Source organism: Ruegeria sp. HKCCA5929 (genome assembly GCF_013034525.1).
Classification (GTDB): Bacteria; Pseudomonadota; Alphaproteobacteria; order Rhodobacterales; family Rhodobacteraceae; genus Ruegeria.
In genome coordinates, this window is record NZ_WQGE01000001.1 from 488,660 (window position 1) to 507,814 (window position 19,155).

A 19,155-nucleotide genomic window follows, 5' to 3' on the forward strand; every position below is an offset into this window, starting at 1 on the left:
GGATTACCGCGCGTCTGATCCGCAGAATTCTGGGCTAGAAAATTAATGGGGCGAATGCGCCCTTTGCGATACGCAAAAGGACAAAAAATGCTGGAAATCAAGAACCTGCACGTGCAGCTTGAAGAAGAAGACAAGCAAATTCTCAAAGGTGTGGACCTGACGGTAGAAGCCGGAAAGGTACATGCGATTATGGGTCCTAACGGGTCGGGGAAATCGACGCTCAGCTATGTTTTGTCTGGTCGTGATGGATATGAAGTCACCGAAGGTTCGGCCACCCTGGATGGCGAAGACCTGTTGGAAATGGAACCGGAAGAGCGTGCCGCAGCAGGTGTATTCCTGGCGTTCCAGTATCCCGTTGAGATCCCCGGCGTTGGCAACATGACTTTCCTGCGGACCGCTGTGAATGCGCAACGCAAGGCACGCGGAGAAGAAGAACTGTCGGCAGCCGACTTCCTGAAAGAAGTACGCGCAAAGGCGAAAACCCTGAAGATCGACGCTGATATGCTGAAGCGCCCGGTCAATGTGGGCTTCTCAGGCGGTGAAAAAAAGCGCAACGAAATCCTGCAGATGGCTATGCTGGAACCCAAGATGTGCATCATGGACGAAACCGACTCGGGCCTGGACGTGGACGCGATGAAGCTGGTTGCCGAAGGTGTGAACGCCCTGCGCGATGAAGGCCGTGGCTTCCTGGTGATCACGCACTACCAGCGCTTGCTGGATCACATCAAACCGGATGTCGTGCACATCATGGCCGATGGCCGCATCGTAAAAACCGGTGGCCCGGATCTGGCGCTTGAGGTTGAAAACAACGGTTATGCCGACATTCTTGCCGAGGTGAACTGATGGCCTTGCCCGAAGTCAAACAATCCGCAACCGAGGCGCGGCTGTCTGCGCTGACGATGCCCGACGCTGGCTGCACACGAGCCGCTCGTGAAGACGCTTTGGCACGTGTTCTGGAAATCGGTCTTCCGGGGCGGCGCGATGAATACTGGAAATACACTCAGCCCGACACACTTGTCGCGCCCGACGCGATCCCCGCTGCAGTGTTTGCCGATGATGAGCCTCTGGTGTTCAGTGAATTTGATCGGCTCAACATCGTCTTCGTGGATGGGGTATTCAGCGCCGAAGAGTCGGACGATCTGTCGATGGAAGGCGTAAGCATCGACCGTCTTGAAGACATTTGCTGCAAAGACATCCATTGGGCCAAAGACCTGTATGGCGTTTTGGAAGCCCGCGGCCAGTCTCCGGTTCAGCGCCCATTGGCTGCGCTGAACACAGCTTTTGCGTCGGATGGTGTTGCCATCCATGTAACAGGTAAACCGTCTAAACCGATCAACCTGATCTATCGCCATGCGACGCCGACGTCAGACGCGATCCTGCATCATGTGGTTCGTGTGGAAAGCGGGGCCGAGGCCACCATTCTGGAAACCGGTCCAGCAGCTTCGCGCTTTAACAAATGCATGGAGATCGACATTGCGGACAACGGTACGTTGCACCACGTCCGTGCGCAGGGTAGGGACCATGAACGTCGCGCCGCGACCCATATGTTCACCCGTCTCGGAACAGAGTCGGTCTATAAGTCCTTCACGCTGACCGTAAACGGCGTCCTGACCCGCAACGAACAAGTCGTTGAACTGACAGGTGATGACGCGGTGGCCCATGTGGCCGGTGCCTGCGTTGGAGATGGCGATTTTCACCACGACGACACGGTCTTCATCACCCATGATGCTGTGAATTGCGAAAGCCGTCAGGTGTTCAAGAAGGTTCTGCGCAACGGAGCAACCGGTGTGTTTCAAGGCAAAATCCTTGTAAAGGAAGGGGCCCAGAAAACTGACGGATACCAGATCAGCCAATCGCTGCTTCTGGATGACGACAGCCAGTTCCTTGCCAAGCCCGAGCTTGAGATTTACGCCGACGATGTGGCGTGTTCGCATGGCTCGACTTCGGGCGCGATTGACGAAACCGCACTGTTCTACCTGCGCTCGCGCGGAGTTCCGACCAAGGACGCGACCAATATGCTGACACTTGCATTCCTGGCCGAAGCGGTGGACGAAGTCGAAGACAGCGCATTGGCAGAAGCGATTGTCAGCCGTCTGGAGGGGTGGCTCGCCCGCCGCAGCTGATGGCTCTTTCGTCAGACATTTTGGCAACTTACCGGGGGCCGGGGCGTGTTGTTCGCCGGCTTCTGGATTTGGGGCCACGCGAAGACCGGGCATTGGTATTTGTGATGGGCTTTTGCATCGTCGCGTTTATTGCGCAGATGCCCGGCCTCGCGCGCCAGGCGCATCTGGAAGGTGTTGAGCTGAACATGCTGCTGGGCGGTGCGCTGCTGGGCACCGTGTTCATTTTGCCGTTGTTCTTCTACACTCTGGCTTTGGTCTCGCACTGGGCCGCGCGATTGGTTGGCGGCAAGGGCTCGGCCTATGGGGCAAGGCTGGCCTTGTTCTGGGCGCTGCTTTCGTCTGCGCCGCTGGTTTTGCTGAATGGTCTGGTGGCTGGGTTCATCGGACCCGGACCTGCTTTGTCAATTGTGGGCATCCTCTGGGTTGCTGTTTTTGTGTGGTTCTGGTTATCCGGTCTCAGACAAGTGCAAAGGTCGGCTGAATGACTATTCCACAATTGGGCCCACTGGTGGTTCTGACGCTCAAAAAACCTGCCGAAGCAGCCCGTCAGATATTGGCATTGAATCTGGGGCGGGAAGCGGTCTGGCTGAGCTTTTTTCTGGTGGTGGTTTTTAACTGCCTGATCCAACTCAGCACGGACCTGATCTTTATGGCGCCCGAAGCCCCAGTGAACCCTGAGGCCGAAAGCATCCCGTTCATTCTAATCCGATCCGCTGGTGCGATGCTTCTGAGCGTTGTCGCCTTTCTTTTGGTCGGACGGGTTCTTGGCGGCAGTGCAACGCTTTCCGGCTTGTTGATCCTGATGATCTGGCTGAGTTTTTTGCAAAGCGGCGCGTTGCTGGCCATGGTTATTGCCAGCGTGGCTTTGCCTGCTCTGACGCTTCTCTTGCTACTGGCGACCTTGGGATGGAGCCTTTACATAACGCTGCATTTTCTGAATGAGGCACATCAATTCGGCTCGCTCGGCAAGGCATTTGCCGTAATTCTTTTGGCCGCTATTGTCGCCCTTCCCATTGTTCTGATGTTCAATCCAACCGGACCCGTCTAGGAAACACGCCTATGTACGATGTACAGAAAATCCGCTCTGACTTTCCGATCCTGTCGCGTCAGGTCAATGGCAAGCCTTTAACCTATCTGGACAATGGCGCCTCGGCTCAAAAACCGCAGGTCGTTATTGACGCTGTGACGCGCGCTTATGCCGAGGAATATTCGAACGTCCATCGCGGCTTGCATTACCTGTCCAATCTTGCAACCGAGAAGTACGAATCCGTGCGCGGCACCATTGCCCGCTTTCTTGGTGCTTCGAATGAGGACGAGATCGTCCTGAACTCGGGTACGACCGAAGGGATCAACCTTGTTGCTTATGGCTGGGCAATGCCGCGACTTGAAGCCGGGGACGAGATCGTTCTGAGCGTCATGGAGCATCACGCCAATATCGTACCCTGGCATTTTCTGCGCGAACGGCAGGGCGTTGTTCTTAAATGGGTGGATGTGGACTCTGACGGTGGGCTGGACCCTCAGGCCGTGATTGATGCAATTGGCCCCAAGACCAAGCTGGTTGCCGTAACCCAGTGTTCAAATGTGCTGGGCACGGTCGTAGATGTCAAAGCCATCACCGAAGGTGCCCATGCCAAAGGTGTTCCGGTTCTGGTGGACGGCAGCCAAGGCGCGGTCCATATGCCGGTGAATGTGGAAGAGATCGGCTGTGATTTTTACGCGATCACCGGTCACAAGCTGTATGGCCCGTCCGGGTCAGGCGCGATTTACATCAAATCCGAACGTATGGCCGAAATGCGCCCCTTTATCGGCGGCGGTGACATGATAAAAGAGGTCAGCAAGGAACAGGTCATCTACAACGACCCTCCAATGAAGTTCGAGGCCGGTACACCCGGTATCGTTCAGACGATCGGTCTGGGTGTAGCACTGGATTATATGATGGATCTGGGTATGGCGAACATCGCGGCCCATGAATCAAGCCTGCGCGACTATGCCATGCAGCGCTTGAACGGTCTCAACTGGTTGCAGGTTCAGGGCACACGTCCCGACAAGGCGGCCATTTTCAGTTTTACACTGGACGGAGCAGGCCATGCGCATGATGTGTCTACCATCCTGGACAAAAAAGGCGTGGCTGTTCGCGCAGGCCATCACTGTGCCGGGCCGCTGATGGACCATCTTGGCGTGACAGCAACATGCCGCGCCAGCTTTGGTCTTTATAACACCACGGAAGAGGTCGACATTCTGATCGATGCCCTTGAATTGGCACATGATCTTTTCGCCTGACTTTGATCTGAAACTGGGTGCGACAAGCACGATTTCCAGTTGCACCCAAACCGGATCAAGGTTAGCTAACGACCAAGGCACCTGTAGCTCAGCTGGATAGAGCGCTGCCCTCCGAAGGCAGAGGCCAGAGGTTCGAATCCTCTCAGGTGCGCCATTTTCTTACATGTTCTGAACCATTTTCATGGAACCAAATTTCGGTTTCGCTAGGTTTTAAGAACGACCACAGGCGCTCTCATTTAAGCGTAAATTTTTCTAGCGGCACGTTTTGCGATACACTTTCCCGATGGGGTTGGTTCGCGTCACCGTTGATGGAGGAAAGAACGTGCAAGTCATCTCTTCAAAAAAAATGTTTATCGTTGTGGTCGTAATAGTTGCGGTTTTGGGCTGTACTGTTATTTCGGGTTATTCACTCCCCAGCGTTGTAAGCTGGGTTATAGTCGGTGTCGTGCTTGCATTCATCCTTGGCAAGCTGACCGACGACGATTCCGACAGCGACGATGAAGCAGAGAGCAACAATGTGTCTGCGTCTAATGTTGAATCGGATGTCGACAAGGAAAAGACGCGTGAGACTGGCAGCTCGACTGCCGAAGCTCCATCAACTAGCGACTCTGGAGGTGGTGACGCAGGCGGTGGAGGAGGAGGAGATGCAGGGATATAGCAGGTAAAACCAGTATTCCTGCTAAAAGCGTTTCAGATATGCGAGACCCGTTTTGGTTTGCGTTTTAACCGCGCCAAGAACGGACAACTCCGCAATCCATGTGAACGAAGTTCGATCCATAATACTGGCCGACACCACCTGCACGGCACGACATCGCGGCTTTGGCCATCTGCGAGACTGAGCGAGACGCCAGACGCAGGTCAGCAGCCTGACCTTCCATATGAAGCGACTTGCGCGCAACGCGACGCGACCGGGAACGCAACATCGCGTTGGTCTGCGGAGAGCGATAGCCGGACAGCAACATATACGGTTCATTCACATCCAGAAGATTGTGTGATGCCGCCATGATATCAATCGTGCGCAAATCAATGGATTTAACCTGATCCGTGCGCCAATCGCGCATGAAATGGTTCACTTCTTTGACAGCGTCCTTGATATACTTACCATCGACCCAATAAATCATATCCAACCGTTCGCCCGTGCGACCGGAATACATACGAATGCGACGAATATCGCCGCCACCGCGCAAAAAGCCTGCTGCATTGGAATATGTGGGGGCTGCCGCGACTGCGGTAGCTGCAAATGCACCCAATAGGGCACGCCGGGTCAAGCCCGAGGAACTGCTCTTGGTCATTTTTGGTTCGTCCCGTACTGTTCCTGCCTGCGCACGATGTTACGCGCGCGGTATTAATTTTTTCCCATCCCAGATGCGATTTTTATGACACAATCGGAATCAGCGGCCAAGAAGTGTTTCAGATTCACCATTTCCAGGGGGAATTTTCGGCAGTTTTTTGCGCAAATGACACAGTGCCACTTAGAATTTGTGCAGCAGTGAGGTTTTTGCCAACCGGCCGATGCAAACACGCATCAGACACTATCAGAAGCGATTTGGTAAGGGATTTGTGAATAGACAAGTAATCGATGGCAAATCCATAGTTGCCTGACGCACATATCCCAAGTTCAATCTTTTGAATATTCAAGGCCCCGTAATGCTTTCTGTTTTCCGCACCAGTACCAGTATCCTTGTCACCGCTTGTTTTGCAGCAACCGCTGGTTTTGCGAACACAGCGTCTGCGCCCGAACCTAATACAGCGTTTCAAATGGCGATTGCGGAACACACGCCGCAGGCATCGACAATTGCCGAGTTTTACCGGGCGAACGGCTTTGCTCCAATTTGGGTGGGTGAAACCCCTGAGCATATGCAACGCAGGACCGCGTTGATTGAAACACTGTCCAACGCACATCTTCACGGTTTACCCCATGCAGATGCTACCGTCTCGGCATTGATTGATCAGATGGAACAGGCCCGGTCTGTTCGTGACCTTGGCGCGGTCGAGGCCGAACTCAGCCGGGTGTATGTGGAGTACGCTGATGCGCTGTATTCCGGGACCCTTGAACCTGGGCGTGTAGACGACGGACTGGTTCGGGGAGTGGAGCGCCGAAGCGCAGCCGAGCATTTGGCAGGGCTGGCGGAGCAAGGCGCGCAATATCTGGAACAACTGCCACCGCAAACCCGGCAGTACCGCGCGCTGATGAAACAAAAGCTGCTTTTGCAAGCTTTGGTGGATCAAGGCGGTTGGGGGGCGACGGTACCGGTCACGAAACTAGAGTATGGTGACACCGGGCCGAATGTCGTCAAACTGCGCAATCGTCTTGTGGCGATGGGGTACATGAAACCGTCGGCCAGCCCGTCTTTTGACGATGCGCTGCTGGCTGGCGTTCAGGCTTTTCAAACGGCGCATGGGCTGGAACCTGACGGTGTCGCTGGCCAAGGCACAATTACCGAGTTGAACCGTCCGGCCTCGGACCGCCTAAAGGCAGTCTATGTCGCGCTGGAAAGAGAACGCTGGCTGCCGCGAGAGCGTGGCGGGCGTCATATTCTGGTGAATCAGGCTGATTTCTCGGCCAAGATCGTCGATGACGGGCAGGTTACGTTTGAAACCCGCGCGGTGATTGGCAAGAACACACATGATCGCCGCAGCCCCGAGTTTTCGGATGTGATGGAGCATATGGTGATCAACCCCAGCTGGTATGTGCCACGCTCGATCATCACCAAGGAATACCTGCCTAAACTGCAGTCCAATCCTAACGCGGTGGGTCATATTCAAATCACTGACCGCAGCGGGCGGCAGGTTAATCGTGGGGCTGTGGATTTCACTCAGTTCACGGCACGGAACTTCCCGTTTGCGATGCGCCAGCCCCCCAGCAAAAGCAATGCGCTGGGTTTGGTGAAGTTCATGTTCCCCAACAAGTACAACATCTATCTGCATGATACTCCACAGAAAAGCCTGTTCGCACGTGAGGTGCGGGCATTCTCGCACGGGTGTATACGCTTGGCGCAACCTTTCGAATTCGCCTATGCGCTGCTGGCAAAACAAGAGGAAGACCCCAAGGCGTTCTTTCACCGTGTTCTCAAGACCGGCAAGGAAACCAAAGTTGAACTGGACCAACATGTGCCGGTGCATCTGATCTATCGGACGGCCTATATCGGGCCGAAGGGCGAGGTGCAGTATCGCCGCGACGTCTATAACCGCGATGCCAAGATTTGGGACGCACTTCAAAAGGCAGGGGTAGCCCTGCCGGACGTTCAGGGGTAAGCACGGGTCAAATCCTGCCAAAAGGAAGCCCGTCATGCAGTTTACCGTTCAACAAATCGCCGACGCTCTGAGCGCAGAATGCCAGGGCGATACAGGCCTGACGATTGTGCGGGCTGCCGAACCCAGTGATGCTGGTCCGACAGATCTGGCGATGGCGATGTCTCCGAAATATGCTGATGCGCTTTCAGGTGGAGAGGCGCGCGCAGCGGTTCTTTGGGAGGGCGCGGATTGGCAGGCTATGGGGCTACGTGCGGCGATCTTTGTCAAACGTCCCCGTATGGCCATGGCGGGCATCACTGCCATGCTGGATCGTGGACAAGGGGTAGAGCCGGGAATTCACCCGTCGGCTGTGATTGATCCGACGGCAGAGATTGCTGCAGACGTTTCTATCGGGCCTCTTACAGTTGTCGGTGCCCGCGCCCGGATCGGGGCGGGATCTGTGATTAGCGCGCATTGCACGATCGGCATCGATGCCACGCTGGGAGAGCGTGCGTTGCTGCGCGAGATGGTCAGTATTGGTGCCCGCGCGCAAGTCGGAGACCGCTTTGTCGCGCAACCGGGCGCCCGGATCGGGGGCGATGGCTTTAGCTTTGTCACCCCCGAAGTCTCTGGCGCTGAGAACGCTCGCAAGACCATGGGTGATCAAGGCGAGGCCAAAGCACAAAGCTGGCTTCGCATCCACTCTTTGGGAGCGGTCGAGATAGGCGATGACGTCGAGGTTGGATCAAACTGCACCGTCGACAACGGCACGATCCGCAATACCCGGATCGGAGACGGCTCGAAACTGGATAATCTGGTACATGTGGGGCACAATACGCGTGTGGGGCGCGATTGCCTTTTGTGTGGTCAAACCGGTGTTTCGGGATCTGTCGAGATTGGCAATAACGTTGTTCTGGGTGGTCAGACTGGCGTTGTTGATAACATCTTTATTGGTGACGGTGTGATTGCCGGTGGAGGCACAAAAATTCTGTCCAACGTTCCGGCAGGCCGCGTCATAATGGGTTATCCGGGCATCAAAATGGATACTCATACGGACATCTACAAAGCCCAACGCCGTTTACCGCGCATGGCCCGCGACGTTGAGGCACTTAAAAAGGCTGTTTTCAAACAGTCGCCGAGCGATTAAATCATCCTCAGAACGAAAGTCAGGGGACCGACATGAGCATCAGCGACCGCGTCATCGCAATCATTGCAGAGCAGGCCGTGCTGGAGCCATCGGATGTGACGCCCGAAAGCACGCTTGAGGACTTGGGTATCGACAGCCTGGGTCTGGTAGAAAGCATCTTTGCAATCGAAGAAGAGTTCGACATTTCGGTTCCGTTCAATGCCAACGAACCCGAAGCCAATGATTTCGATATCTCCAATGTGGCCGCCATCATTGCCGGGATCGAACAGCTTGTGTCGGAAAAGGTCTGACCTGCTCTCATGAAACGTGTTGTTATTACCGGCGCAGGTACGATCAACTCACTGGGCCATTCGGTTCCTGATACTCTGGAGGCCATGCGCGAAGGTCGTTGTGGCATCTCGGAACTGGAATTTCGCGATGTTGATCGTCTGGCCATCAAGATCGGCGGTCAGGTCCGGGGGTTCGAGGCGGAAGGGCGGTTTAATCGTCAACAGATGTCCTTGTACGACCGGTTCACTCAGTTCACCCTGACGGCTGCCAAAGAGGCTATTGAACAGTCAGGCATCGAGTTTCACGGTGAATTGGCGGCCAGATCAGGCGTCGTGCTTGGAACCGCAGGTGGAGGCGTTTCGACCTGGGATGACAATTACCGTTCGGTCTACGAGGATGGTAAGAACCGTGTGCACCCGTTCGTTGTTCCCAAACTGATGAACAATGCCGCGGCGAGCCACGTGTCGATGGAGCATAACCTCAAAGGGCCCAGCTTTACCGTCTCGACGGCCTGCGCGTCGTCGAACCACGCCATGGCACAAGCCTTTCAGATGGTGCGCAGCGGGGCGGCTCCGGCGATGATCACAGGCGGGTCAGAATCCATGTTGTGTTTCGGCGGGATCAAAGCATGGGAAGGTTTGCGCGTGATGTCGAAGGACGCCTGCCGCCCTTTCAGCGCCAACCGCAACGGAATGGTTCAGGGCGAAGGGGCTGGCATATTTGTGTTCGAAGAATACGAACATGCGCGCGCACGCGGGGCTGAAGTTCTGTGTGAAGTTGTCGGCTTTGCGATGTCTTCGGATGCGGCCGACATTGTGATGCCCAGTAAACAGGGGGCCGCGCGGGCCATGGCGGGCGCTCTGTCGGATGCCAGGCTGAACGCCAGCGATGTCTGTTATATCAACGCCCACGGCACAGGCACGGCAGCCAATGACAAAACCGAGTGCGCAGCCGTTGCAGATGTATTTGGACCGCATGCAGATGATCTGATGATATCGTCCACAAAATCCATGCACGGCCACCTGATCGGTGGGACCGGAGCTGTGGAATTGCTGGCTTGTATCATGGCCCTGCGGGACGGGGTGATTGCACCAACCATCGGCTATGAGGAGCCGGACCCGGAATGTGCGCTGGATGTGGTGCCGAATGTCGCCCGTGAAGCGAAAGTTGACGTGGCCCTGAGCAATGCGTTTGCCTTTGGCGGGCTGAATGCTGTCTTGGCGCTGAAGCGGGTTTAGAAAAACCGACGCTCAAATAGAAAAGGCCGCCACGGAACGGGCGGCCTTTTTGTGGCGTGCACTTAGTTTTGCAAGACGTCCAGCTTGTCGTAACCACTGGTGAAACCGGCCAGCGACATTTCGATTTGCAAGAGCTGATTGGGGGCTAGGATGGACACCATAGAAATAGTGGCCGTGCTGCCCCCCTTCATTGCGTCGATGTCGCCTTGGGTAAAGCCCAACTGCGCCACGCAGCCCACGGGGTTGCAGTGATGATAGTTGTACCTTTTGCTGGGTGCACCATCGATGGATATGGCGATTTGGGCCTGCAGCAATGTCTCAAGCGGTACAATCAGGCTGGCGGCAGCAACGGCTGTAGCACCTTCGGGCAGTTTGTTGACTGAGATTTCCGCAACCGGTTGTCCCTCGGCACCAGACAGAATTTGACGCAGCAGGCAAGGATCATTGTCTCCTTCGGTCTTTAAGCACGTGATGTTCCAGTCACCGCTTTCTTCTTTGACGTATTGGTCGCCAACGCGGGGGCCGCTTTCACCCAGATCCAATTCCTGTGTAGCTTGGGTCTGGGGTACCTCTGTCTGCGCTTGTGTGTCGTCAGTGGTTTCCTGGGCAAATGCCGCGCTGCTTACAAAGGCGGCTGCCAGTACATTCGCGGAGAGAAGTTTCTTGATCATGAATGCCTCGATTTGATGATTGAGCTTTTGGCCTCGTTTAGCATTCTTCCGAACCGGTGTCAGGCACTAACAGAGCAGCCCGGAGGAACGTGAACAGATTCTTGCCCGACGCTTTAGAAAAGGCCCTTCCACACATAGAAAAAGGGAGCCGTTTTATCAGCTCCCTTCCTCAAAAGGTTCTCCCCGTCGGACTGGCCGACTTATTTATGCGCAAACCCTACGAGAGCGGTGCCGGTGGGTCAACAGCTATCCTGAAATTTTAATCCAACCCTCAGGACTTGAACATGTGTTGGCGCAGGCAAAAAAAGCCGTGCCCGAAGGCACGGCCAGTCGACAGGGAGGAAGTCTGCCCTGCGAGATCAAAAAACCACCGCAAGGCAAAAGGACTATCGCAGTCAAAGGTTAACTTTGTATGCTGGTCACGGATCGGTGAGCTATAAGGCAGTGTTAATGGGCAAGACTATTTTTTTGGGCGGCGGTGGCGAAGGGTATGGCACACCGCAGGAATTGGCGTTGAACTATGCAAATCGCCATGGATTGATCGCGGGTGCGACTGGAACGGGTAAAACCGTGACACTGCAAATACTTGCCGAAGGATTTTCACAAGCAGGCGTCCCGGTGTTTCTGTCCGACGTAAAAGGCGACCTGTCCGGTCTGGCCGTAGCTGGAAGCGCGTCGCACAAACTGCATCAGGCCTTTATGGACCGCGCCGAACGCATCGGGTTTTCGGCGTTCAACTATGCTGCTTGCCCCGTGACGTTCTGGGATCTTTTTGGTGAACAGGGCCACCCGGTGCGCACAACCGTTACAGAGATGGGACCGCTTCTGTTGTCGCGCCTGCTGGAACTGAGCGAAGCGCAGGAAGGCATTCTGAACATCGCCTTCCGGGTGGCTGATGAAGAAGGGATGCCGCTGCTGGATCTGAAAGACCTTCAGGCATTGCTGGTCTGGATCGGAGAAAATCGCGCGCAGCTGTCCCTGCGCTATGGCAACGTGTCGACGTCTTCGATCGGCGCAATTCAAAGACGATTGCTGGTGCTTGAAAATCAGGGTGGCACCAAATTGTTTGGCGAACCGGCGCTGGATCTGGCTGATCTGATGCGTGTTGACGAAAACGGGCAGGGGATGGTGAACATCCTCGCGTCGGACAAACTGATGGCCTCACCCCGGCTCTATGCCACCTTCCTGCTCTGGCTATTGAGTGAATTGTTTGAAGAACTGCCCGAAGTTGGCGACCCCGAGAAACCAAAGCTGGTCTTTTTCTTCGACGAAGCACACCTGCTGTTCGACGACGCCCCAAAGGTTTTGGTGGACAAGGTTGAACAGGTGGCACGACTGATCCGATCAAAAGGCGTTGGGGTCTATTTCATCACGCAAAACCCGGCTGATATTCCCGAAGACATTCTGGGCCAACTGGGCAATCGCGTCCAACACGCCTTACGGGCCTTCACAGCGCGCGACCGTAAGAACCTGCGCATGGCCGCTGAAACGTACCGAGAGAACCCGGCTTTCGACACCGAAGCTGCGATCCGAGAGGTTGGCGTTGGTGAGGCCGTGACCTCGATGCTGCAAAAGAAAGGGGTTCCCGGCATTGTCGAACGCACCTTGATTCGTCCTCCGGGATCTCAGCTAGGGCCGATTTCTGGCGCTGATCGCAAAGCGATTTTGGCGGCGTCCCCGATGGCAGGAAAATATGACAAGGGTATAGATCGCAAATCTGCCTTTGAGATTCTGCAGGCGCGGGCCGAGGCGGCCGCAAAAGCTGCGGAGCAAGCGGAATTGGATGATGTGCTAGAAGCTCAATCGCCAATGGAACGCGAGTTTTCCGCGGCTCGCAGATACTCTGGCAGTCGGGTCGGGCGGTCGTCTTCACGTGTGCAGCGCAGAAAAGACACGTTTGCAACGGCAATGACAGACGCTGTGATCAAAGAGCTTAAGGGAACAACCGGGCGTCGTATTGTGCGCGGTATTCTGGGCGGTCTGTTCAAAAACAGATAGCGGCGCGGCGCCCGTGAAGGGCGCCGACGTAATTATTTCAATCGGCGCTGACCTTCCTGGCGGCAATAGGCGTCGGCCTGCGGGACCGACATTTTGGTTGCAGGAAAATCGATAGCGCGATCCCATGTGACCCGATCCTGGCGGTACAGCTGACAGGTTACGACCCCCTGGGGCGTCTGCACCTTAACAGGCGTCGTTTCAAGATCCTCGGGTCTGGGTATACAGGCGGCTGTTGTGGCGACAACAACCGCAAGTAAAAGAACTGTTCCGAAGCGTGGTGCTTTCATTTTTTACTCGTATCAATAAGTTAGAATGATCGTTTCAGATCGGCTTTAGCAGGTGTGAGTGCCAGCAACAGACCGCAGAAGAAGAACACTGCGGTGGGTCCGTTTAGTCAAAATTCCATCATGAATCAAGAAACCGCGCCCGTTTACAGGCACGGTTTCACGAACTGGTTATAGATCAGTTTTATTTTTCAGGGATCAGGCCCCTTGGGCTGAATCTGAGAACAATCAACAGGATAAGACCCATAGTGAACAGGCGCATATGGGCAGCGCTTTCGATCAGGTGCGCTTTTAGCCAACTGCCATCCGGCATGCCGGAGGTGATCAGGTTCATCAGCCACAGGCCGATTGGCTCCACCTGAACCCACAGGAACCAGATTAAGAACGCGCCAAGAACAGACCCGAAATTGTTCCCCGAGCCGCCAACGATTACCATCACCCAGACCAGAAAGGTAAAACGTAGGGGCTGGTAGGCGCTTGGTGTCAGCTGACCGTCCAGCGTGGTCATCATGGCCCCTGCGATCCCGCAAATGGCCGACCCCAGGACAAAGATCTGCAAGTGGCGGCGGGTCACGTCCTTGCCCATCGCCTCGGCCGCGACCTCATTGTCACGGATCGCGCGCATCATGCGGCCCCACGGGCTTTTCAATGCCATCTGGGCCATCCACAGCAACGCCAGCAGGACGATCAGGAACAGCAGCGAATAACCAAGCTTGACCGAAAGAGTAGAGGCCGTGACCGGATCAAGCCCGAACCATTCCGCGCGCGCCAGAAACGCCGGATCTTGTTGCAGCTCAACTTCGTACCCGACAACAGGGGACGGGCGCGGAATGCCGTAGACATTTTTAACGCCCCGGGCCAGCCAGTCTTCGTTCTTCATGACGGCAATGATGATCTCGGCAATACCCAGCGTGGCAATCGCCAGATAATCCGACCGCAGACCCAAAGCCGTTTTACCGATCAGCCAGGCAGCGCCCGCCGCCAGCAAACCACCGGCAGGCCAGGCCAGCAGAACCGGGAGGTTCAGACCGCCGATATTACCTGCAATCGCTGGGTCGATAGCTTCGACTGCAGCAACATTAGGGTCAAACACAGCACGGTAAATGAAGAACCCAACAACCAGAACTGCGATGATGGTCAGGGTCTGTGCCCGGCCTTTCGGCATCTTGGTCGCCACCAGAACAGCGGCAACAACGGTCGCGGCCCCCAACAGCAAGGACAACACAATCCCGTAGCCGCCAGCACTCCAGGCCCCTGGTGTAGGCGGTGTTGACACCAGCACCACGGCCAAACCGCCAAGCGCGACAAAGCCCATCACACCTACGTTGAACAGGCCCGCAAAGCCCCATTGCAGGTTGACCCCAATCGCCATGATGGCCGAGATCAACCCCATGTTCAGGATCAGAATGGCGGTATTCCAGCTTTGGGTGAAACCTGTCAGCAGGATCAAACTGGCGACAACAGCAAAAAGCAGCGTGTTCTTGACAGACTCGGTCATACCGCTTTCCCCTTGAACAGGCCCGTGGGCTTAAACAGAAGCACGATCAGCAGGATCACGAAGCTGACGGCGAATTTGTAATCGGTGGACAGGAACTGGACCAAGCCTGAGGGTTCCAGACTTTCCGGAGCCAGATAGGTCAGCACCTTTTTCCAAGCGTAGGTGATGGTCACCTCGGAAAACGCGATAATAAACCCACCTGCGATGGCACCCAGCGGATTGCCAAGCCCGCCCACAATGGCCGACGCAAAGATTGGCAGCAGAAGTTGGAAATAGACGAAGGGCTTAAAGCTCTTGTCGAGACCGTAAAGAACCCCAGCCGTGGTTGCCAGTGCGGCGACGATGATCCATGTGATCATCACCACACGCTCGGGGTTGATGCCGGACAGCAGCGCCAGATCTTCATTATCCGAATAAGCACGCATGGACTTGCCGGTGCGGGTTTTGTTGAGGAACCAGAACAGCAACGCCACGGCGACAACGGCCACGATCACGGTGATGCCCTGAGAGGTTTTGATCGCCAATCCCTCGCGCAGTCCGGTCAGTGCCTTGAAATCGCGCGCCGAGATAATGAACCGTGCACCGTCCGAGAACCTCTGGTCATCAGGCCCGATGATAAAGCGCACGATGCCGTTCATGATGAACATCACGCCCATCGAGACGATCACGAGGATCACCGGTTTGGCCTTTTGTTCCCGGTAGAACCTGTAAACCAGCCGGTCAGTGATCAGCACCAGAACGATACAGCCCAGAATGGCAAAGGGCAGGGCGAGCAGAGCAGTTGGCAGCGGCCCAAAACTGACCCCGGCGGCTTGTAAACCCCACGTGACCAGAACAGCGATCATCGCGCCAAAAGCCATCGTGTCGCCGTGTGCAAAGTTCGAAAACCGCAGGATGCCATAGATCAGCGTTACCCCCAAAGCCCCCAGCGCCAACTGGCTGCCATAGGCGATTGCGGGAACAAGAACGAAGTTGGAGAGCGCCACAAAGGCGTTGAGGAAGTCCATTAGCCATTTACCTCGCAGCGGCCAAGGCCGGTCAGGCTTATACCTTTGCCTACAAAGACGTGGGTCGTGTACGCGACAATCCCATCAGCGAACAAGCTGAAGGTGTAAGATGCTGATCGATCAGAATCCCAGCCATGTGCGGTCATCAAGTCATCTGTCACTTGCTGGACCTTCAGCAACGGCAACCCGCGATCTCCAAGGTCAAGACGAAGCTGGTTGTCAGGCAAAGCTACAAACTCGAAATCAACACCGAGACCCGTTTTTGTTGTCTGACATGCATCGATATTAACGCACGTGTATTCCAACTTACATCTCGTGACGTCTTTTGCGGTGGCCGCACCGGTAGTGGCAGACAGAACTGCTAAGAGGGCCAAAACTTTCATCCTCACCCCCCCAAGAAACTCTTACGAACCTCAGGATCGGCCAGCAGTTCTTTGCCTGTGCCGGTATAGGCATTCCGCCCCTGAACCAGCACATATCCCTTGTCCGCGATCTCCAGTGCCTGACGGGCGTTCTGTTCGACCATCAGGATCGGCAACCCGGTGCGGGATACCTCGATGATCCGATCAAACAGCTCATCCATCACAATGGGAGAGACACCGGCAGTGGGTTCGTCCAGCATCAGAACCTTGGGCTGAGTCATCAGCGCGCGACCCACGGCGACCTGTTGGCGTTGACCGCCTGACAGCTCTCCGGCGGCCTGATTGCGCTTGTCGCGCAGGATGGGGAAGAGGTCATAGACCTGCTCCATCGTCTCGGTGATATCGTCGCGGCGGATGAAGGCCCCCATTTCAAGGTTCTCTTCCACCGTCATGGACGTGAAGATGTTCGAGGTCTGCGGCACAAAGCCCATGCCTTTGATCACGCGGTCCTGCGGTGACAGCTTGGTGATGTCTTCGCCGTCCAGCCGAACCGAACCGGCACGTACGTCCAGCATTCCGAAAACGGCTTTCATCGCCGTGGACTTGCCCGCGCCGTTGGGGCCAACGATCACCGCGATCTCACCCTTGTCGACCGCAATGGTGCAGTCATGCAGGATGTCCGGCCCCTTGCCATAGCCGCCGGTCATCGTGTCGCCAATCAGGAAGGGGCCGCCGCCACCAACGTATTGCGCTTCACCACTTTTGGGATGCGCAGGCGTCATCGTGCCAACGCCGTGCGTGTTGGTGATTGAGGCGTCCTTGTTCCCTTTGTCGTCGTGGTAAGGATTGTCGCTCACGCGCCTGCCTCCAGCTTGTCTTTGTTCTTCAGGCCGGTGCCCAGATAAGCCTCGATCACATGCTCATTCGCTTTGATCTCGTCCAGAGTGCCCTCGGCCAGAACCTTGCCCTCGGCCATACAGATGACCGGGTCACAGATCTTGCCGATGAAATCCATGTCGTGCTCGATGACTACGAAGGTGTAGCCGCGTTCCTTGTTCAGGCGCAGAATGGTGTCGGCAATGGTCATCAGCAGAGTACGGTTCACACCGGCACCGACCTCGTCCAAGAACACGATCTTGGCGTCGACCATCATGGTGCGGCCAAGTTCCAGCAGCTTTTTCTGCCCGCCCGAGACCTGACCCGCCTTGTGGTCGGCCAGGTGTTCGATGGTCAGAAACTCAAGCACCTCATCGGCCTTGGCCCGCAGCGCGCGTTCTTCATCCGCGATGCGCTTGCGGCCAAACCAGGTGTTCCACAGCGATTCACCCGTTTGCGCACCGGGCACCATCATCAGGTTTTCACGGCAGCTCATCGAGGAAAACTCGTGCGCAATCTGGAAGGTGCGCAGCAACCCCTTGTGAAACAGCTCATGCGGGGGCAGGCCGGTTATATCCTCACCATCCATGAACACCTTGCCGCTGGTAGGTGGCAGAACGCCCGCGATCACATTGAACAGTGTGGTTTTTCCTGCACCGTTCGGCCCGATCAGGCCGGTGATCGACCCTTTTTGGATTTCCAGCGATGCCCCGTCCACCGCGTGAAATCCGCCGAAATGCTTGTGCACGTCTTCGACGACGATCATGTTATCCCCTTGCCTTTGCCTCGCGTCGCGAGGTGCAGCCTTTTGTCATTGAAACAGCCCGGACACAAGGCCCGGGCTGCTTGTTTTTATGGTATTTTACGTTTGATCAACGGAAGTTTACGGTCTTGTTTTCGCCGTCGGTCACTTCAATCTCGCGATAGGAACCGGCGCTTTCACCGGGGCCGATCAGTTCAACGCCAGACGCGCCGACATAGTCGATGTCCTGACCGTTGGCCAAAAGCTCCAATCCCTTGGCCAGCTCACCCGGATAAATCTTTTCACCCGGTGCGTTGGCTACTTCCATGACCTTGCCTGCGTAATCGGCCGGATTGGTCGATCCCGCAGCCTGCATGGCGAACATGAACAGCGCCGCAGCGTCGTAGGATTCCGGCGAGTACGGCGAAGAGCCGTCAAAACCAGCAGCTTCGGCCAGAGCGAAGTACTTTTCAGGACCTTCGCCACCCGCACCCGCGATCTGACCGAAAGAACCGTTCAGATCGGGTCCGACATTGGCCGGCAGCGAGTCACCGATCATGCCGCCCGGCAGACCGAATGTGTCATATGCACCGCTGTCCAGCGCCGATTGGATGATGCCAAGACCACCTTGGTCCAGATAGCCTGCGACAACCAGAATGTCGCCACCTGCCGACGCAAGTGCGCCAACTTCAGCGGAATAGTCCGCCTTGCCGTCTTCATGCGCGGCCACGATGGTCACTTCGCCACCTGCGGCCTCGAACGACGACTGGATCGCATCCGCCAGGCCCTTGCCATAGTCATTGTTGGTATAGGTCAGGGCGATGGATTCGATGCCGCGATCCTTGAGGATGTCGGCCATAACCTGGCCTTCACGTGCATCCGACGGGGCGGTGCGGAAGAACAGACCATTGTCTTCCATTGTCGACAGGCCCGGAGATGTCGCCGAAGGCGAAATCATGACCATGCCGTTTGGAATCGCAACATTCTGCAAAATCGCACCGGTCACGCCCGAGCAATCGCCGCCAATGATACCGGCAACACCGTCCGCGATCATGCGTTCACCGTTCGAGGTGGAAAGGCCGTTATCGATACAACCCGTGTCGGCACGCATACCGGAGACGGTGGCGCCATCCATGAACTTGCCGGACTCGTTGACTTCGGCAATTGCCAACTCGGCACCGGACCCCATTGCTGGTGCGAGAGATTCAATCGGGCCGGTAAAGCCGATCAGAATACCCAGTTTCACATCGTCTGCCATGGCCGCGCCGGCCAGAAGTGCAGTTGCTGCAGTTGCTGTAAGCAGCTTTTTCATACGGTTACTCCCTGTTATGAACAACTTTGTTCTGGCCCTGACCCTAGGCAAGCTGCCGGAAAAAGAAAAGTCCTAACGCAAACGTGTTTTTGCTGATCGGGAAACTAACTGTT

20 protein-coding genes and 1 tRNA gene are annotated in these 19,155 nt (G+C 55.9%); 12 read left to right on the plus strand and 9 right to left on the minus strand.

What is annotated here, in order from left to right:
• Window positions 1-87: 87 nt before the first annotated feature.
• The 7 genes from sufC to GOV90_RS02390 all read left to right on the plus strand — a co-directional run bounded on the left by sufC (window position 88) and on the right by GOV90_RS02390 (window position 5,061).
• Window positions 88-843, plus strand: a complete 756-nt coding sequence (gene sufC, locus GOV90_RS02360; protein WP_171089980.1) for a Fe-S cluster assembly ATPase SufC — start codon at window positions 88-90, stop codon at window positions 841-843.
• Complete coding sequence (locus GOV90_RS02365) at window positions 843-2,123, plus strand: SufD family Fe-S cluster assembly protein (RefSeq protein WP_171089982.1); 1,281 nt, start codon at window positions 843-845, stop codon at window positions 2,121-2,123. Before sufC ends, GOV90_RS02365 begins: the two co-directional genes overlap by 1 nt.
• Window positions 2,123-2,608 (plus strand): YIP1 family protein, encoded by a 486-nt coding sequence (locus tag GOV90_RS02370; protein ID WP_171089983.1) that lies wholly within the window; start codon window positions 2,123-2,125, stop codon window positions 2,606-2,608. The genes GOV90_RS02365 and GOV90_RS02370 overlap by 1 nt, the downstream gene beginning before the upstream one ends.
• Window positions 2,605-3,171 (plus strand): YIP1 family protein, encoded by a 567-nt coding sequence (locus GOV90_RS02375; protein ID WP_171089986.1) that lies wholly within the window; start codon window positions 2,605-2,607, stop codon window positions 3,169-3,171. Before GOV90_RS02370 ends, GOV90_RS02375 begins: the two co-directional genes overlap by 4 nt.
• 11 nt (window positions 3,172-3,182) lie before the next feature.
• Window positions 3,183-4,403 (plus strand): cysteine desulfurase, encoded by a 1,221-nt coding sequence (locus GOV90_RS02380; RefSeq protein WP_171089987.1) that lies wholly within the window; start codon window positions 3,183-3,185, stop codon window positions 4,401-4,403.
• A 77-nt stretch (window positions 4,404-4,480) separates the two neighbouring features.
• A tRNA-Arg gene (locus GOV90_RS02385) sits at window positions 4,481-4,557 on the plus strand.
• A gap of 168 nt (window positions 4,558-4,725) precedes the next feature.
• On the plus strand, window positions 4,726-5,061 hold the full coding sequence (locus tag GOV90_RS02390; RefSeq protein ID WP_171105244.1) for a hypothetical protein: 336 nt from the start codon (window positions 4,726-4,728) through the stop codon (window positions 5,059-5,061).
• A 64-nt stretch (window positions 5,062-5,125) separates the two neighbouring features.
• Here the strand turns inward: GOV90_RS02390 and GOV90_RS02395 are convergent, their stop codons facing one another.
• Window positions 5,126-5,695, minus strand: a complete 570-nt coding sequence (locus GOV90_RS02395; protein WP_171089991.1) for a DUF882 domain-containing protein — start codon at window positions 5,693-5,695, stop codon at window positions 5,126-5,128.
• Window positions 5,696-6,050: 355 nt separating this feature from the next.
• Here GOV90_RS02395 and GOV90_RS02400 point away from each other — a divergent pair, with 355 nt between their 5' ends.
• Genes GOV90_RS02400 through GOV90_RS02415 form a run of 4 tightly spaced genes read left to right on the plus strand, consistent with a single transcriptional unit; the run spans window position 6,051 to window position 10,292 of the window.
• Window positions 6,051-7,658, plus strand: a complete 1,608-nt coding sequence (locus GOV90_RS02400) for a murein L,D-transpeptidase (protein WP_171089993.1) — start codon at window positions 6,051-6,053, stop codon at window positions 7,656-7,658.
• 34 nt (window positions 7,659-7,692) lie between these two features.
• Window positions 7,693-8,784: a UDP-3-O-(3-hydroxymyristoyl)glucosamine N-acyltransferase gene (gene lpxD / locus GOV90_RS02405; protein WP_171089995.1), complete on the plus strand. Its 1,092-nt coding sequence runs from the start codon at window positions 7,693-7,695 to the stop codon at window positions 8,782-8,784.
• 32 nt (window positions 8,785-8,816) lie between these two features.
• Window positions 8,817-9,074, plus strand: a complete 258-nt coding sequence (locus GOV90_RS02410; protein WP_171089997.1) for an acyl carrier protein — start codon at window positions 8,817-8,819, stop codon at window positions 9,072-9,074.
• 9 nt (window positions 9,075-9,083) lie between these two features.
• The gene (locus GOV90_RS02415) at window positions 9,084-10,292 is read left to right on the plus strand and encodes a beta-ketoacyl synthase (protein ID WP_171089999.1); all 1,209 of its coding nucleotides are present in this window, start codon (window positions 9,084-9,086) and stop codon (window positions 10,290-10,292) included.
• A gap of 62 nt (window positions 10,293-10,354) precedes the next feature.
• Here GOV90_RS02415 and GOV90_RS02420 read toward each other — a convergent pair whose 3' ends face one another.
• Window positions 10,355-10,963, minus strand: a complete 609-nt coding sequence (locus GOV90_RS02420; RefSeq protein WP_171090001.1) for an invasion associated locus B family protein — start codon at window positions 10,961-10,963, stop codon at window positions 10,355-10,357.
• A 450-nt stretch (window positions 10,964-11,413) separates the two neighbouring features.
• On the opposite strand from GOV90_RS02420, the gene GOV90_RS02425 reads away from it, so the two are divergent.
• Window positions 11,414-12,961, plus strand: a complete 1,548-nt coding sequence (locus GOV90_RS02425; protein WP_171105246.1) for a helicase HerA-like domain-containing protein — start codon at window positions 11,414-11,416, stop codon at window positions 12,959-12,961.
• A gap of 32 nt (window positions 12,962-12,993) precedes the next feature.
• On the opposite strand, the gene GOV90_RS02430 is transcribed toward GOV90_RS02425, so the two are convergent.
• The 7 genes from GOV90_RS02430 to GOV90_RS02460 form a co-directional block, all read right to left on the minus strand.
• Window positions 12,994-13,248 carry a hypothetical protein gene (locus tag GOV90_RS02430; protein WP_171090005.1) on the minus strand — a complete coding sequence of 85 codons (255 nt, stop codon included), beginning with the start codon at window positions 13,246-13,248 and terminating at the stop codon, window positions 12,994-12,996.
• Window positions 13,249-13,429: 181 nt separating this feature from the next.
• Window positions 13,430-14,743 (minus strand): branched-chain amino acid ABC transporter permease, encoded by a 1,314-nt coding sequence (locus GOV90_RS02435; protein ID WP_171090007.1) that lies wholly within the window; start codon window positions 14,741-14,743, stop codon window positions 13,430-13,432.
• Window positions 14,740-15,750 (minus strand): branched-chain amino acid ABC transporter permease, encoded by a 1,011-nt coding sequence (locus tag GOV90_RS02440; RefSeq protein WP_171090008.1) that lies wholly within the window; start codon window positions 15,748-15,750, stop codon window positions 14,740-14,742. Before GOV90_RS02440 ends, GOV90_RS02435 begins: the two co-directional genes overlap by 4 nt.
• Window positions 15,750-16,133 (minus strand): hypothetical protein, encoded by a 384-nt coding sequence (locus GOV90_RS02445; RefSeq protein ID WP_171090011.1) that lies wholly within the window; start codon window positions 16,131-16,133, stop codon window positions 15,750-15,752. The genes GOV90_RS02440 and GOV90_RS02445 overlap by 1 nt, the downstream gene beginning before the upstream one ends.
• A 2-nt stretch (window positions 16,134-16,135) precedes the next feature.
• Window positions 16,136-16,969, minus strand: a complete 834-nt coding sequence (locus GOV90_RS02450) for an ABC transporter ATP-binding protein (RefSeq protein WP_171090013.1) — start codon at window positions 16,967-16,969, stop codon at window positions 16,136-16,138.
• Window positions 16,966-17,754: an ABC transporter ATP-binding protein gene (locus GOV90_RS02455; RefSeq protein ID WP_171090015.1), complete on the minus strand. Its 789-nt coding sequence runs from the start codon at window positions 17,752-17,754 to the stop codon at window positions 16,966-16,968. Before GOV90_RS02455 ends, GOV90_RS02450 begins: the two co-directional genes overlap by 4 nt.
• 106 nt (window positions 17,755-17,860) lie before the next feature.
• Window positions 17,861-19,042: an ABC transporter substrate-binding protein gene (locus tag GOV90_RS02460; RefSeq protein WP_171090017.1), complete on the minus strand. Its 1,182-nt coding sequence runs from the start codon at window positions 19,040-19,042 to the stop codon at window positions 17,861-17,863.
• Window positions 19,043-19,155: the final 113 nt, after the last annotated feature.

Bases quoted from the DNA above. Each gene is read 5' to 3' on its own strand.
- GOV90_RS02365 (WP_171089982.1), top strand. From the start codon at position 843: ATGGCCTTGCCCGAAGTCAAACAATCCGCAACCGAGGCGCGGCTGTCT.
- GOV90_RS02410 (WP_171089997.1), top strand. From the start codon at position 8,817: ATGAGCATCAGCGACCGCGTCATCGCAATCATTGCAGAGCAGGCCGTG.
- GOV90_RS02430 (WP_171090005.1), bottom strand. From the start codon at position 13,248: ATGAAAGCACCACGCTTCGGAACAGTTCTTTTACTTGCGGTTGTTGTC.
- GOV90_RS02380 (WP_171089987.1), top strand. From the start codon at position 3,183: ATGTACGATGTACAGAAAATCCGCTCTGACTTTCCGATCCTGTCGCGT.
- GOV90_RS02460 (WP_171090017.1), bottom strand. From the start codon at position 19,042: ATGAAAAAGCTGCTTACAGCAACTGCAGCAACTGCACTTCTGGCCGGC.
- GOV90_RS02445 (WP_171090011.1), bottom strand. From the start codon at position 16,133: ATGAAAGTTTTGGCCCTCTTAGCAGTTCTGTCTGCCACTACCGGTGCG.
- GOV90_RS02420 (WP_171090001.1), bottom strand. From the start codon at position 10,963: ATGATCAAGAAACTTCTCTCCGCGAATGTACTGGCAGCCGCCTTTGTA.
- GOV90_RS02415 (WP_171089999.1), top strand. From the start codon at position 9,084: ATGAAACGTGTTGTTATTACCGGCGCAGGTACGATCAACTCACTGGGC.
- GOV90_RS02375 (WP_171089986.1), top strand. From the start codon at position 2,605: ATGACTATTCCACAATTGGGCCCACTGGTGGTTCTGACGCTCAAAAAA.
- GOV90_RS02455 (WP_171090015.1), bottom strand. From the start codon at position 17,754: ATGATCGTCGTCGAAGACGTGCACAAGCATTTCGGCGGATTTCACGCG.
- GOV90_RS02425 (WP_171105246.1), top strand. From the start codon at position 11,414: ATGGGCAAGACTATTTTTTTGGGCGGCGGTGGCGAAGGGTATGGCACA.
- GOV90_RS02400 (WP_171089993.1), top strand. From the start codon at position 6,051: ATGCTTTCTGTTTTCCGCACCAGTACCAGTATCCTTGTCACCGCTTGT.
- sufC (WP_171089980.1), top strand. From the start codon at position 88: ATGCTGGAAATCAAGAACCTGCACGTGCAGCTTGAAGAAGAAGACAAG.
- GOV90_RS02440 (WP_171090008.1), bottom strand. From the start codon at position 15,750: ATGGACTTCCTCAACGCCTTTGTGGCGCTCTCCAACTTCGTTCTTGTT.
- GOV90_RS02395 (WP_171089991.1), bottom strand. From the start codon at position 5,695: ATGACCAAGAGCAGTTCCTCGGGCTTGACCCGGCGTGCCCTATTGGGT.
- lpxD (WP_171089995.1), top strand. From the start codon at position 7,693: ATGCAGTTTACCGTTCAACAAATCGCCGACGCTCTGAGCGCAGAATGC.
- GOV90_RS02435 (WP_171090007.1), bottom strand. From the start codon at position 14,743: ATGACCGAGTCTGTCAAGAACACGCTGCTTTTTGCTGTTGTCGCCAGT.
- GOV90_RS02370 (WP_171089983.1), top strand. From the start codon at position 2,123: ATGGCTCTTTCGTCAGACATTTTGGCAACTTACCGGGGGCCGGGGCGT.